The organism is Shewanella sp. MTB7 (assembly GCF_027571385.1).
Taxonomy (GTDB): domain Bacteria; phylum Pseudomonadota; class Gammaproteobacteria; order Enterobacterales; family Shewanellaceae; genus Shewanella.
The window spans coordinates 1,472,280-1,486,348 of record NZ_CP085636.1 but is presented as its reverse complement, the minus strand read 5'-3'; the positions used below and the strand labels follow the sequence as shown (position 1 = coordinate 1,486,348).

Sequence of the window (14,069 nt, the reverse complement as noted above, 5' to 3'; positions counted from 1 at the left end):
GTTTAAACAGCCTTCATATCTATTTATCTCTACAGCTATAGCTGTATCAAGGCTTGAAAAATATTTAAAACAAAACAACGGAATCTGCGACTTAACTGGTACTGACGTACTGTCAATTTTGCTTGATAGCGCAAAATCTTATCGCTAAGTTGAACATGGAGGTCTGACGTCCGACCTCTTACCCTAACTAACAAGATAATAAAGAGAATAGCCAATGAAACATTACTACAAGTTACTACTCTTGGGTCTGTTTACTGTCAGCCCATTCGCCCAAAGCGCTACCGGAGTCGCCTTCATACATGGAACAGGTGATCAAAGTGATGCTTTAAATGATTATTGGAATCAAAACTTTGTAAACACAATTAGGCAAGGTATTTCCAACCCCAACAACTATCTGGTGGTTAATTGCGATTTCGATCAATACATGTGGGACAATGCAGCCTCTGGTTGCCTTGCTGGTCAACTCACTCAATTTATCGACAGTAACAATATCGATTCACTCACCCTCATCACTCACTCCAATGGCGGCAACGTCGTTAGATGGATACTGTCAAATCCAACCTGGGATAGTCGATACCCCACTATTATCAATGTCGTCGATCGAGTCGTTGCTATCGCTCCTTCTAGTGGCGGAACCCCCTTAGCCGATGCAGTGAACCAAGGTTCAGTGTTCGAAACGACCTTAGGTTGGCTGTTGGGTTATGGCAGTGATGCCGTAAAGCAACAACAGGTAAGCTGGATGAGCTATTACAACAGCACTTGGCTTAACGGTACTCAAGGCCGCCCTTCACTCAACACCACTTTTGAAGCTGTAGTCGGCTCTGATGTCGATTCGGCTATATGGGATGGAGATAGTTACTGTGCAGGTTATCAATACCAAGTAGCATTAGAAACCACTCAGAACTGGCTTGATGATTGTTCTGATGGCTTTTTAGAGTGTCGTTCCCAAAGCGCTGCCGGCACAGTGTGGTTTACCGATAAACAACGTACTCGAGGCAGTGAACCTCTAAGCCACCAGCAGAGTCGACGTGACTGCTTTAATCTTCACACCATCATTCGCGATCATATATAGGAGACCACAAATGAACAAATTAACTCATTTAGCCACGATTCTAACCATGGCAAGTATGCTGGTCGCCTGTCAGGATGATTCAAAAACCGAGACTAAAGAACCGGAAGCAGCTAAAAGTCTGACAAAAACCTTCACCCTTGCTGCACCTCAACTGAATGACTTCAGCGTCGCTGATATTGATGCCCCCACATCACCCCCCATAAACACTAGCCGTGATACGGTTAGCTTTATCACTAAAATCTCCGCTGAATTTAAGATTGCCTCACCCAGTACTTCACACTCGATACACAGTGACGAATATTGGACTAAGGTATCAGGAGCCGAGCTAAATAGCGGTGTAGCGTTAACCATAAGCCAAGCCTCAAGTGTCATTCGTATCTCTCCTAGAGCCGACACAAGTTCAGGTGCTTTAATCCACAGCAAAGCCATCTCTCCTGAAAATATTCAACTGTTAAAGCAAAATGATAAGACCAGTAACACTAAGGCTAAGTCATACATCAAATCACTGGCAGATCCTCAGGCTTTAGCCACTGCAGGGCTGACGGATGACTCGAGTGCCCTGCTTCTTTCAGCCGACGCTAAGGCGGGAAAGTATCGTTTGCGAGTAAATGAAAAACTTCAGCCCAATGCCAGCTACATGATCAACGTTAAAGAGAAAAACTCGCCCTATCAATTGAAGTTAACCAGTAAGAATGCTGTTTCATCAACTCAAACGTCCATTCCATTTGAACTTGAGTTAACCAATAGCAAGACGGTTCTAAAGCCGAGTGCGAGTCTAAAGCACGCTGACGGTAGCTTTCAGGCTCTCAAAGTTGAACAAATAAACGGTCAATGGCAAGCCAAATTGCCTGTGGTAAACGCAATGCCTAGCAACAACTTGGGGCTAAGTGAAATTCAACTCCAAGTGAGCACTCAAGTTGCAGGAAAAGCAGTGGTAAGAACCGTTAAAAAGGCCTTTAAGCAGTTTGTGCCCTCGGCTAAGATTCAACCTCAGATCACAAGTCAATGGCTGAATGGGCTTCCAGAGTCACTCACTGTAGCCCTCGATATGAGCCAAGCTGGACGTTTCTCTGTTGCAGGTTACTTGACCGGTGTTGATCAGCTAGGCATCGACAGACCAATCCTTAAAACCGAGTCCGCAAGTTGGTTAACGCCGAATTCAACTGAAATCACCTTGAAACTAGATGCTGAATTAATCGTTAAATCAGGTCTAAACCCACCATATAAACTTCAAGGCTTAACCCTTAAAGATCAGGGACAGATGGCAAGGCTAAGTTACCAAGCCCACGGCCTGACGCTTAATTAACATACACTTATCCATTAACGGAAATGCTCCTTATTTTAAGGAGCATTTCCGTTTTAGCCAATAGTTAATGACTTTTCATTGCATGAAGCTTTGACTGATACCTTAATTTATTATTCTCATCCTGGGTAAGTGCTAATGCCTTCTTCATATTCGTCTGAGCTCTACGTTCATCACCGGTCTTCCAATACGCTCTGGATAAACCAAAATAGAACTCATGACGATAATCCGCCTTTGCAACCGCACGTTTATACCAAAGCAAAGCATCTCGATACTCCTTATCAAAATAGGCTTGTTGAGCGATATCATAGTAGTAATAGGGATTATCTATTCGTTCTAGCTCTAGTATCTTATGAACAGCAGCCCACTCATCAAGTCGGTCTTGTGATCCCAACATCACTGCATAATTGTAGAGGGCATTCATATCTTTATTATCGAGGTCAAGTGCAAGCTTATAAAGGACTTCAGCCTCATTGTTCAACCCTTTATAACGATACAAGACTGCTAACGTATTTAATGCAGGGGCATAATTGGGCATCTGCAGCAGACCCAATTTTAAAAAGCCATAGGCTTTGTCATAGTCCCCCATCACCAAAGACTCTGCTGCCACATTGTTGTAAAACATAGCGATAACTGTCTGCTTATTGATTTTTTTCTTACCATAGCCACGCACTGCTCGCTCAGGCAAAAAATCAACTTGAATCGCGCTTTTCAACATCTGTATACTATTGCTTTCATTCGGAGCCAGTAACCTAAGATTTATGTGGCCATTTACCAGATAAAAACCTCCCTGCTTGTCCCATACTGGTGGAACATCAATCTCCTGAAATTCAACAATAACATTAAGTTCTTTAGCTAAAGCTGCGGTTAATAATACCAAGGATAAGCAGTTTCCCGCTCGCTCTCCAAAGGTTTCACTGGCGACTCGCGTCATATTGTCACGGTATTGAAATGCCCCCTCTTCAGCATTGATATATTTAGCCAACCATTCATGTGCCAACAAACGGTTCGACCGATTCAATTTAGAACGTTGCAGCTCCATTTTAAGCTCTTTTATTGCCTCATCAGGCAGAGAAAAAAGATCCTCTGGTGCAGGAAGTCGTTCCACGCTTACAAAGTGTTCATCATAAAAATATTGTTCAACATGGCTAACACCAGTGACTTCTGAAGTCGAAGTACATGCTTGCAGAAACAGACTAAACAGACACATGATTAGGAGACTAGATTTCGAGAGAATAGATTTCATGATCACCAACTTTAATCGAGCAAGAGGTTATGATCAGTTTACATTAACGAACAAAAAACATGCACAGCAAATGCGTTACAAAAGATTAGCAAATGAGTTGATGACTATATGCCCAAGGTTATTCTACCTTTCCCCTGAGCATAGGAGGTTGATTTACCTCGTCGACTTTAATGTACAACTCTTTGTTTTTATAGTGATAAGGTCGATAAGAAAGACCATTGCATAGGTAATAGATATAGGGGCGAGAAAAAGGGATACAAGCCGCTGGCAGTACCTGCAATATCTGGATCTGCTGCTGCATTCTTAACGCTTGCTTCCACTCATGATCAAGTAATACTTGATCACGCACAGCAAAAGCATCGAAAGGTTCACTGGATTTACGCACCACCACCTGCCCCGCAAAAACGTTATAAGCAAAGAGAGTTATAAACAAAACGAACACTAGATTCGATGCAAACTTACGCCAGCAGATAGCCATAATTCCTCTCCGTCAAATAACACGTTTCATAGTTCAATTATTACACACCAAACAGACACAGCTCAAGTTTTCCCTTGCCTATCCTAGAGACAAAAATGCCAGCCCAATAGAGGCTGGCATTTAATCCAATATCTAGATAATTGGCCCTTAACTAATCAAGTTTAACGTGTACCTTTAATCGATACGAACTCAGGATAAGCATCAATACCACAGTCCGATGCATCCATGCCTTTATACTCATCTTCTTCAGTAACACGGATCCCCATAGTAAGCTTCAACACATACCAAACAACGAAAGAAGCACCAAACACCCAAGCAAAAATAACACCAGCACCATAGAGTTGACCCAAAATCGTTGCATCAGCATTAGAAAGAGGCACTAACATCAAACCAAAAAAACCAGCAACACCGTGAACCGAAATAGCGCCGACAGGGTCATCGATTTTAATGCGATCTAGCGCCACAATAGAGAAAATAACCAAACCACCAGCCACTAAACCTATCACACCAGCCATAGCCAGAGAGGGTGAAAGCGGATCGGCGGTGATCGCAACAAGCCCGGCTAGCGCACCGTTTAAGATCATCGTCAAATCCGCTTTACCCCACACCATCTTACAAACAATTAATGATGACACGGCACCAAATGCCGCAGCTGAATTTGTATTGAGGAAAATCTTAGCAACAGCCGTCGCATTTTCAGTATCAGAAACCAATAACTGAGAGCCGCCGTTAAACCCAAACCAACCCATCCATAAAATAAACATACCCAATGTAGCCATAGGTAAGTTTGAACCTGGTATAGGATTAACCTGCCCATTGGGGCCATATTTACCTTGTCGAGCACCGAGTAATAATACCCCTGAAATCGCTGCAGCTGCGCCAGCCATATGCACGATACCACTACCGGCAAAATCTACAAATCCCGCTTCCGAAAGGAAACCACCACCCCAAGTCCAATACCCTTCAACCGGGTAGATAAATGCTGTCATTACCACGGAAAAGGCCAAGAATGCCCACAACTTCATGCGTTCGGCAACGGCACCGGAAACAATAGACATAGCCGTCGCAACAAATACCACTTGGAAGAAGAAATCAGATTCAAGGGCATGATCGGCATCTGCAGCCTGGTTGCCGATCAGCGTGCCAAGCGAAGGTAACCAACCACCTTCACTGTTATCAACATACATAATGTTATAGCCAACAATCAGATACATCACACATGCAATAGAGTATAGGCAAACGTTCTTGGTTAAGATCTCGGTAGTATTTTTTGATCTAACAAGTCCAGCTTCCAACATGGCAAACCCTGCTGCCATCCACATCACCAAGGCACCAGAAATCAAAAAATAGAATGTATCCAGCGCAAATCTTAACTCTGATACCGTTACACCTAACTTCACTAAATCTTCCATAACATCTCCCCCTTAAAGTGCTTCATTATCTGACTCGCCCGTACGAATACGGATGGCCTGTTCGAGTTCAGTCACAAATATTTTTCCATCTCCAATTTTTCCAGTACGCGCAGCACTGACAATTGACTCGATAAGCAGTTCGAGATTTTCATCCTTAGTCGCAATTTCCAGTTTAACCTTGGGTAAGAAATCCACTTGATACTCAGCACCACGATAGAGTTCTGTATGTCCTTTTTGACGCCCGAAGCCTTTAACTTCAGTCACTGTCATCCCCTCAATTCCCACCCCAGCGATGGCTTCACGAACATCGTCTAATTTAAACGGCTTAATAATCGCGCTGACTAATTTCATCCAGACCTCCAAATTAATAATTATTCTTCTCTTTCATTTATTAATTCAATCATTAGGCCAACTTAACAAACTGTTAACTTTTAATGAGTTAAGATATTAATTACCAATATTGCGACCATCACCCGCACCAAGTAAGTGCAGTTCTAAGCTCATCGCACAAAAATAGCGCGCCTTATTTCTTAGACCAAATACCTATTTGGAAAGGGTATTTTTAACAGTAGAATAAAATGATTATCCAGCAGAGTTGAGTGACATAGATGTTGAAACCACAAGAGTGTGTATTAGTCGTCGTGGATGTTCAGGGCAAATTAGCCCAAATAATGGATCGTAGTGATGAGCTACACCAAACCTTAGTGAACCTAATTAAAGGCACTGCCCTATTTGATATACCCACCCTATGGTTAGAGCAGCTTCCTGACAAACTAGGACCAACCACTCCAGCTGTCCATGAAGAGCTAATAAAATCTTGTCACCCCATAGCTAAACAACATTTTAGCGGCTGGCAAGCTGAGAAGTTTAAAGAGCAGCTGATTGGATTAAACCGTAAACAGATACTTTTAGTTGGTATAGAAGCCCATGTATGCGTTTACCAAACCTGTCATGACCTACTGGATAACTACTTTGATGTCCATCTGGTTGTCGATGCTATCTCATCCCGCACAGCTGCAAACAAACAGCTAGGCATAGAAATGATGCAGGCTAAAGGCGCACAGATCACCAATATGGAATCACTGCTGTTTGAACTTCAACATGAGGCCGTAGGTGAAAGATTTAAGCAGTTACTTAAACTCATTAAGTGACTTGATACTTGTTGGATAACAAGTTTACTGACTTGCCTGATAGCAAGTTTCAAATATCTTTTTGGATTGGTTCATTGGGCTGGCTTAGTGTTTGGTTGGTTTGCTGGATACCATAACTGCAAGGTTGTTTATTGCTTACAACAGATTCAGTCGCATTGTCGGATAACAATGCTTCAAATTTCTTTTTGATGTGTTCATTTGGCTGAGTTGGTGTTTGGTTATTACTTGATAACCATCGCTTCATTGCAGTCTATTGCTTGCAGCAGGCCGATGTGTAAATACTTCTGCGGGACGCTATAAATATGTCCCTATACGCTCGACGGTGGCATCTGACCTATATGGATATAGGAAATGCCGTGGTGACATGGATGTCATAGAACGGCCCTGCCACCAACGCCCTCAGCCGCATTCACACCTGATTGTTTATCTCTTCGATTTAGGTTCTTCGAGTAGCGAACTCATTTTTGAACAAAAGTTTGCTGACTTGCCTGATAGCAAGTTTGAAGTATCTTTTGGGTTCGGTTCATTGGGCTGGTTTGGTATTTAGTTTATTTGTTGAATACCATAGCTGAATTAGTGTTTATTGCTTGCAGCATGCCTTATGTGTGAATACTTCTATGACTCGGCGCAAGTATATCCCTATAGCCTCTACGACAGCGTCCTTGCTGTCGAAGGTCATAGCCGCATTCACACTTGGTTGTTTACCTCTTCGATTTTTGGGCCATTGGCTACGACCGCTTCGTTTTGGACTATATTCACTAAGATATATACTCTCAGTTTACTTACGAAATAAAGAAGCTAACCAGAGTCTCGGTTAGGCATTCTAGATGAATCGTCCTTGGGTCAGACATTCTGCTTTGCCCTATCTCCTATATAAATATCTCTTCGATTTACATTAAGAGTATTTGTTACGATTCTTACATCATCTACCCGAATTATTTCGTTATATAAATTAAAAATCCAAATTGTTAATACAACTCTAAGACTAATATAGCCATTAACAGCCTTACATTTTATTAATCAAAACCCCTTTCCGCTTAATCAGAAGTTATTGTTCTATCTTTTTAATATCAATATTACATCGTTTGTTTATCTATTTATAGGCGCTGCCAAGTATTGAACACTGTAAAGAGGCTTTTGCTAGTTAGTCTGGTTGCATTTAACTCGAATGTTTGTAAACTATTTACGCAATGAACTACAAGGATGAAGTTATGGACAAATTACTTGAGTATAAATCATTTCTCTTCTTAATATTTTTAGCGCTAGGTGGATTAAGCCAAAGCCACTCTGTAAAAGCTGATATTTGGGATACTGATGATGACTGTGAAGTTATGGAGTGTATTGGAACTGTTGGTCAGCGTCCTCCTCCTAGCGATATTAAATACCTTGATTTAGAAGATTTGATGGATGAAGCATTTGAGGAATTACTAGCAGAAGATGAGATCGAAGGATTCGATACTGGTTTATCTGAAGGGTTAACTTGCGCTAATCCAATTATGGTGCGTACAGGGGCAAAGATTGAGAAGGTTGTTGATTTTCAAGGTAAGGGGGAATTCCCGCTTAAAATTGAGCGAACATATAACTCAAAGGGTAGAGGTAACTCATGGTTTGGGTTTAAATGGTCAAGTAACCTTCGCTTTAAGCTTGATTTTAAAGGCTATATTCTCAACCATAGACCAAATGGGAAACAGATTAAGTTTGTTAAAGATGCACAAGGGACATGGTCGGATTATAAAGAGGATTCGATTCAAACCTTGGCTCAATCAGGTAACAAGTGGATTTTAAAGACCGAAGGCGGCATTACCGAAGAATATGATACTAGCGGTAAAATACTGAAAAGAACCCACCCAACAGGGATTGCGCATACCTATAGCTACTCAAATGGCATTAGAGTGACTCATTCATCGGGTCGCTGGTTGCACTATACAATGTACTATGGTGATGTCACTAAGGTCGAAGATAATGCTGGCAATCAATATTTATATACATATGTAAATAATCGAATAGCAAAGGTCGTTAAACCAGGTTCACTTCGCCACGTTACCGACTATTATTACACTGGCGGCAAGTTATCACGCATCAATATTAATTATAGAAATTATGCTTCTTTTGTTTATGATAGCAGTGGGGATGCAATATCATCTGAACATACCGGTGGTGTCGAGAAGAGTACTTTTAGTTATTCAACGAATTCAACTACAGTGACAAATCCATTAGGGCAAAAGACTAAATATAATTACACTAAAATTAAAGTCGGTACCCCAGAGGAGCCTGTTTTTCTCAAGAGGTTAGCTTCTGTAGATAGAGTTGCCTCTATTGATTGTCCCGACGCAGTTAAAAATATTACCTATACTGCAACAGGTTTAAAAAAGACCAGTACCGATTGGAATGGTAATTTAACAGAGTATGACTTTGCTGAAAATGGTCAGCTTAAGTCCAAAATCACTGCTAAAGGAACAGCGTTAGCGTTTACTCAAGAATATATCTGGTTGGCAGGTCAAAATAAAATCGCTCGTCTGACAAGTAGAGATTTAAGAGTTGATTATGATTACCTCTCCAATGGGCGTTTAAAATCGGTTATTAAAACGGACTTAAGTAGCCATGGTAATTACGGTGAGCAGAGAAAAACCACATATAGTTACATAAATCATTCGAACGCTATTTTAAAGAAGATGACCATTGACGGTCCTCGCACTGATATCTCGGATATCATCACACTAGAATACGATAGCGCTGGTAATCTGACTAAAATGACGAATCCTATAGGCCATAGAGTAACCTACTCGAATTATGATGCTCTGGGTAATGCTCGTCGAATGCTCGATAGCAATGGCTTACAAACGGACTATAGCTATAGTCCAACGGGGCAGTTATTAACGACAAAACGGTATAACTCTACAGGGCAACAGCTACACAAAACTTCCTATAATTCGATTGGCAAACTAAGACAGGTTACCTATCCTAACGGTAACTATTATCGCTATGATTACGATGATGCACATCGATTGGTAACCGTTAGAGATAAGAATAATAATCAGCAAGGCTACGGCTACAACAAAAACAGTGATATCACTTGGCGGGATATTGGAAGTGAGCCAGTAGAAGTTTACGAGTATGATGACGATTGTGACCCAGATGAAGAGGATAGCGACGATGATTGTGAGCCCGATGTCGAGTTAGTGCAGGACATATATTTCGATCAAGGCTACACATACGACAAACTAGGAAGGATGAAAACTCAAGGTTCTTTTTCGAAAAAGTATACCTTTGGCTATGACAATAATAGTAATGTCACTTCAGTCTCCGATCCTATGGGTTATTCTGTTAACAGTACCTTTAATGCGCTTGATCAGCTGACTAAAGTTAAACATCAAGATGGTGGTTACACTCATTATACTTACGATCATAAAAGCCGCGTTACTAGTATTACTGATGCACGGGGTTTAGTGACTCGGTATAGGTACAATGGCTTTGGTGATGTTATCAGTATTGTTAGCCCTGATACTGGAACAACAGAGCTTAGTTATAATCAACTGGGACAGCCAATATGGTCAAAAAGTAATGATGGTACGGTTAGCACTTTTACTTATGATGCTTTAGGCCGTTTAAAATCGAGTTCGATTGGCAGTGATCAAACTATCTATACCTATGACACAGGTACATACGGCAAAGGAAGATTACATTATGTCAGTGATATTACAGGCCAAACAACTTACGCTTATGACAAAATAGGTAATGTCACATTAAAATCAACTCAGCTTGACTCAAGAACATATCATACTCGTTACTCATATAATAATATGAATCAAGTCAGTGTGATAACCTATCCATCTGGACACAAGATTAAGTATAGCTATGATGCGTTAGGCAGAGTGGCTGGCGTGGCATACTCTTCGGGTTCAAGCAGTTACGCTAACGTGATATCTAATGCTCAATATATTCCCTTTGGTCCAAATAAAAGTTTCACTTTTGGCAACAATGCAGTGCGAAGTATAGCTTATGACGGTAAGTTTAAGCCAACCCAAATCTTTACCTCTGGGATCCAAGATTTACGCTATGCATACGATAGCCGAGACAATATCAGCAAGCTGACCAATAATCGAGTATCAGGGTTAACCCAAACGTTAGCGTACGATCCCGCGAGTCGTTTAACCTCAGAGCGCTCATCCACCGGCGGCAGTAAATATTTTACTTATGATAAAGTCGGTAATCGTAAAAGCTATCGTTTATATCCTCAAGCAACACAAACCTATAACTACTCAAGCTTAAGTAACCAGTTAACATCAATTACTAATGGTATCGGTGCAATTGGCTATACCACCAATGGTAATACTGGCACCAAAGCGGGAGCTAGTTATAGCTACAACAGTGGCAATAGATTAACTAAGTTCACAAAAGGCAGTAGTGTTACCCATTACCGATATAACAGCTTAGGAGAGCGGGCGAAAAAATCAGGTAGCGGTGGCAACGTTCACTACCTCTATAACGAATCCGGACAGCTATTGGCAGAATACACCAGCAGTGGTAGCCTGATTAAAGAGTATGTCTATCTTCATGGTCAGCCAGTTGCCATCATTAAGGCTGGACAACGTTATTATGTACATAATGACCATTTAGGCCGTGCTGAGCGTATTACTAATCAGAGTCGCAGTACCGTGTGGCAAGCACGTAACTTTGCCTTTGACCGTGAGGTGATGACTAATTCAATAGGCGGTTATAATCTCGGATTCCCGGGACAATATTGGGACGAAGAAAAAGGCTCTTACTACAATATGTTTAGAGATTACGATGCGGCAACTGGTCGCTACTTGCAATCTGATCCGATTGGTTTAGCGGGTGGGTTGAATACCTATGCGTATGTGGGTGGGAATCCTTTGAGTTATGTTGACCAGTTAGGGTTGGCTAAGAAAAAAGCTTGGTTAGATGCGTTCTTAGGTGCTGTTGGTATGCTAAATGGTGATATTGGTCATAATATAGACTCTTCAGATGCTAATGGACCAAATAGTCCTGACAATAAACATAATTCTACCAAAAATACACAGCCATATGATCCCAAAAACTCTGCTCATTATAAAAAGTTGCAGAAAATATTTGGTAAAGCATTTAAAAATTCACCACTTTCGTTGGTTTTTATTTCAGTGATGTATCAAAATTGCTTATCTGGTGATGTCGGTGCATGTATGATTGTTAATGAATTAGGGTATGATACTGCAGGGACTGGACAACAATGCATTTAGATTATAAAAAAATAATGGAGCAATATGAGGATAATAACTGTATAGAATCTTATTTGTTTGATAACACTGAAAATCATGATGAATTATACAGCTTTGCTTTATATTGCCGAGAGAAAAATAAGTTTGATTTAGTATATTACCTACTTGTTGAATTAGTGGAGCGAGATTATCCTGCCGCAAGCTTTTTGTTGGGTTATATGTATGAAAGTGGTCAATTTATAGAGCATGATAATGAATCTTTAAAATGTTATATGCTTTCAAAGAGACAAGGACATACATTATCTAGTATGCATGTACTAAGGTTGCGGTTAGCGAGTAGATTGCCTAAGTTCATTACCAATATTTTGTTAATAATCACGTGGCCTTATTATGGTTTGAAATTTCTTTGGGTTCTTCATGTCAGAAATAAATACTCATGCGCTAGAACATTTAGTTGATTAAGAATAAAAGAAGAACAAAGGGGTCGTAGCCTGACGAATCCCCACCGCTAAAGACAGGACAGCCATACCTTTTGTCTTTTGAGCTATCTCTTACTAGGCTTTAAGTTATCTTGACTTAGCTTTATATGAGGTAGCTTCTATGACTTCAGCTCGCCGGATCTTAATTGATGCAGAAACAACTCCGTTTTATCATGTAATTAATCGTTGTGTGAGAAGGGCTTATCTCTGCGGTGAAGATAAACTGACGGGAAAGAGTTTCGAGCATAGACGTGGTTGGATTGTCGATAAAATCAAAGCGCTTTCTACCATATTTTGTATTGATATATGTGCTTATGCACTCTTGGTGACAGAGAGGGAGCAATCACTATCATTTAGTGCTCAAGATTGACTTGAATGAAGCTAATGTCTTAAGTCATCGAGACGTGATTAGTCGCTGGCAGCAGTTGTTTCACGGTAATGAAGTCGCCACTAAATACATGAAAGGTGAGGGACTTATTGAAGGGGAGCAGATACTGCTGGATGGACTTATTGCCGAATGGCAGGAGCGTTTATCTAGTATTAGTTGGTTTATGCGCTGTCTCAATGAGGAGGTTGCACGAAAAGCTAATCGTGAAGATGAGTGTAAAGGTGCTTTCTGGGAGGAACGTTTCAAGTCACAAGCTCTGCTCGATGAACAAGCTGTCCTTGCATGTATGATGTACGTGGATTTAAACCCTATCAGAGCGGGCATTGCCGACTCGCTACAAACTTCTGATTTCACTTCGATTCAAGAGCGTATTACCGAGTTAAATACAACAGGGAATACCCAAGAAAAAGTGTTAAGAAAAGCAGATGATAAAGCAGAATCCATCACTGTAATGCCATTAAAACCCCTTGCTGAATTTGATGGTTCAATTCACCAAACAACCCAATTAGGTATTCCATTTCACTTTTCTGATTACCTACAACTGATTGACTGGACAGGCAGAGCAATTAGGCATGATAAGAAAGGCTTTATTGATTCAATACGTCCGAAACTACTTTGTGAGCTTGGTATTTCATCTGATGCTTGGTTAACCTCAACCCAAGAGTTCCGCCGTCAATACAGTGGGATTAGTGGTCGTTGGGATGCAATGTGTGAATTTAAGAAGAAGCATCAAAGTGGGAAATGGTGCAAAGGCAAAGCATCTAGCCAAGCAATTCATCCATCACCCTAAAATGACGATAAGCCAAATGCCGCTGCAGGTTACAAGACTCCCCCGTTGGAAGTGGCCGAAGTATAGAGTTTCAAATTGCGTGAAGTTCGCATGGGTGCGAGTTTAGCTTTGAAACAAAGGGGTCGTAGCTAATTAACATTTAGAGCGTAATAGATGAGATAATATAAGGCAATATCTGCGTAACATAAGATAGCTAAATCTCTACCGCCAACAAGGTTTGGGGCAGAAATGAGTTACGAAACTCTACCAAGTAAAGCCAAATCGAAGAGATAGATGAACGGGTGTAGGTACTGCTGTGGCCGTTGACAGCAAGGACGCTGTCGTCGAGCTTACATGGAAGTATTCACAGCGTGTCACAGAAGTATCTGCACATGCCTCGCCGGCTAGGCGATAGATAACAATTAAGCAGAAAATTATAAACACACTACCCAATACCGGCTCAGCCAAAAGTTAAATCAAAAAATGTAACCCTGCTCAACGTAGATTTACCTCCATCTTTACCTCCGTGTACTCCGTGAAGCGAAGCGCTCCGTG

The 14,069-nt window shown here is 41.1% G+C and carries 11 protein-coding genes and 1 pseudogene; 7 read left to right on the top strand and 5 right to left on the bottom strand.

Translation table 11 applies throughout. From position 1 onward, the window contains the following. The first annotated feature begins 214 nt into the window (after nucleotides 1-214). Together HWQ47_RS06120 and HWQ47_RS06115 are read left to right on the top strand one after the other, a co-directional pair. The gene (locus HWQ47_RS06120) at nucleotides 215-1,072 is read left to right on the top strand and encodes an esterase/lipase family protein (protein WP_269970290.1); all 858 of its coding nucleotides are present in this window, start codon (nucleotides 215-217) and stop codon (nucleotides 1,070-1,072) included. Nucleotides 1,073-1,082: 10 nt separating this feature from the next. After that, complete coding sequence (locus HWQ47_RS06115) at nucleotides 1,083-2,378, top strand: DUF4785 domain-containing protein (protein ID WP_269970289.1); 1,296 nt, start codon at nucleotides 1,083-1,085, stop codon at nucleotides 2,376-2,378. Between the two features lie 64 nt (nucleotides 2,379-2,442). Here HWQ47_RS06115 and HWQ47_RS06110 read toward each other — a convergent pair whose 3' ends face one another. The 4 genes from HWQ47_RS06110 to HWQ47_RS06095 form a co-directional block, all read right to left on the bottom strand. Beyond that, nucleotides 2,443-3,621 (bottom strand): hypothetical protein, encoded by a 1,179-nt coding sequence (locus HWQ47_RS06110; RefSeq protein ID WP_269970288.1) that lies wholly within the window; start codon nucleotides 3,619-3,621, stop codon nucleotides 2,443-2,445. 118 nt (nucleotides 3,622-3,739) lie between these two features. Further along, complete coding sequence (locus HWQ47_RS06105) at nucleotides 3,740-4,099, bottom strand: hypothetical protein (protein ID WP_269970287.1); 360 nt, start codon at nucleotides 4,097-4,099, stop codon at nucleotides 3,740-3,742. A gap of 161 nt (nucleotides 4,100-4,260) precedes the next feature. Continuing rightward, nucleotides 4,261-5,511, bottom strand: coding sequence for an ammonium transporter (locus HWQ47_RS06100; RefSeq protein ID WP_269970286.1), 1,251 nt, complete (start codon nucleotides 5,509-5,511; stop codon nucleotides 4,261-4,263). A 12-nt stretch (nucleotides 5,512-5,523) separates the two neighbouring features. Continuing rightward, nucleotides 5,524-5,862, bottom strand: a complete 339-nt coding sequence (locus HWQ47_RS06095; protein WP_269970285.1) for a P-II family nitrogen regulator — start codon at nucleotides 5,860-5,862, stop codon at nucleotides 5,524-5,526. Between the two features lie 257 nt (nucleotides 5,863-6,119). On the opposite strand from HWQ47_RS06095, the gene HWQ47_RS06090 reads away from it, so the two are divergent. Then, nucleotides 6,120-6,662: a hydrolase gene (locus HWQ47_RS06090; protein ID WP_269970284.1), complete on the top strand. Its 543-nt coding sequence runs from the start codon at nucleotides 6,120-6,122 to the stop codon at nucleotides 6,660-6,662. A gap of 49 nt (nucleotides 6,663-6,711) precedes the next feature. Here the strand turns inward: HWQ47_RS06090 and HWQ47_RS06085 are convergent, their stop codons facing one another. Beyond that, the gene (locus tag HWQ47_RS06085) at nucleotides 6,712-6,906 is read right to left on the bottom strand and encodes a hypothetical protein (protein ID WP_269970283.1); all 195 of its coding nucleotides are present in this window, start codon (nucleotides 6,904-6,906) and stop codon (nucleotides 6,712-6,714) included. A 120-nt stretch (nucleotides 6,907-7,026) separates the two neighbouring features. Here HWQ47_RS06085 and HWQ47_RS06080 point away from each other — a divergent pair, with 120 nt between their 5' ends. The 4 genes and pseudogenes from HWQ47_RS06080 (at nucleotide 7,027) to HWQ47_RS06065 (ending at nucleotide 13,535) form a co-directional block, all read left to right on the top strand. Next, the gene (locus HWQ47_RS06080) at nucleotides 7,027-7,209 is read left to right on the top strand and encodes a hypothetical protein (protein WP_269970282.1); all 183 of its coding nucleotides are present in this window, start codon (nucleotides 7,027-7,029) and stop codon (nucleotides 7,207-7,209) included. 664 nt (nucleotides 7,210-7,873) lie between these two features. Next, the gene (locus HWQ47_RS06075) at nucleotides 7,874-11,899 is read left to right on the top strand and encodes an RHS repeat-associated core domain-containing protein (protein ID WP_269970281.1); all 4,026 of its coding nucleotides are present in this window, start codon (nucleotides 7,874-7,876) and stop codon (nucleotides 11,897-11,899) included. After that, entirely contained in the window at nucleotides 11,890-12,336 is a 447-nt protein-coding gene (locus HWQ47_RS06070; protein ID WP_269970280.1) for a hypothetical protein, read from the top strand. Before HWQ47_RS06075 ends, HWQ47_RS06070 begins: the two co-directional genes overlap by 10 nt. Before the next feature lie 142 nt (nucleotides 12,337-12,478). Further along, nucleotides 12,479-13,535 (top strand): annotated as a pseudogene (locus tag HWQ47_RS06065) (alpha-amylase family glycosyl hydrolase). The last annotated feature ends 534 nt before the right edge of the window (nucleotides 13,536-14,069 follow it).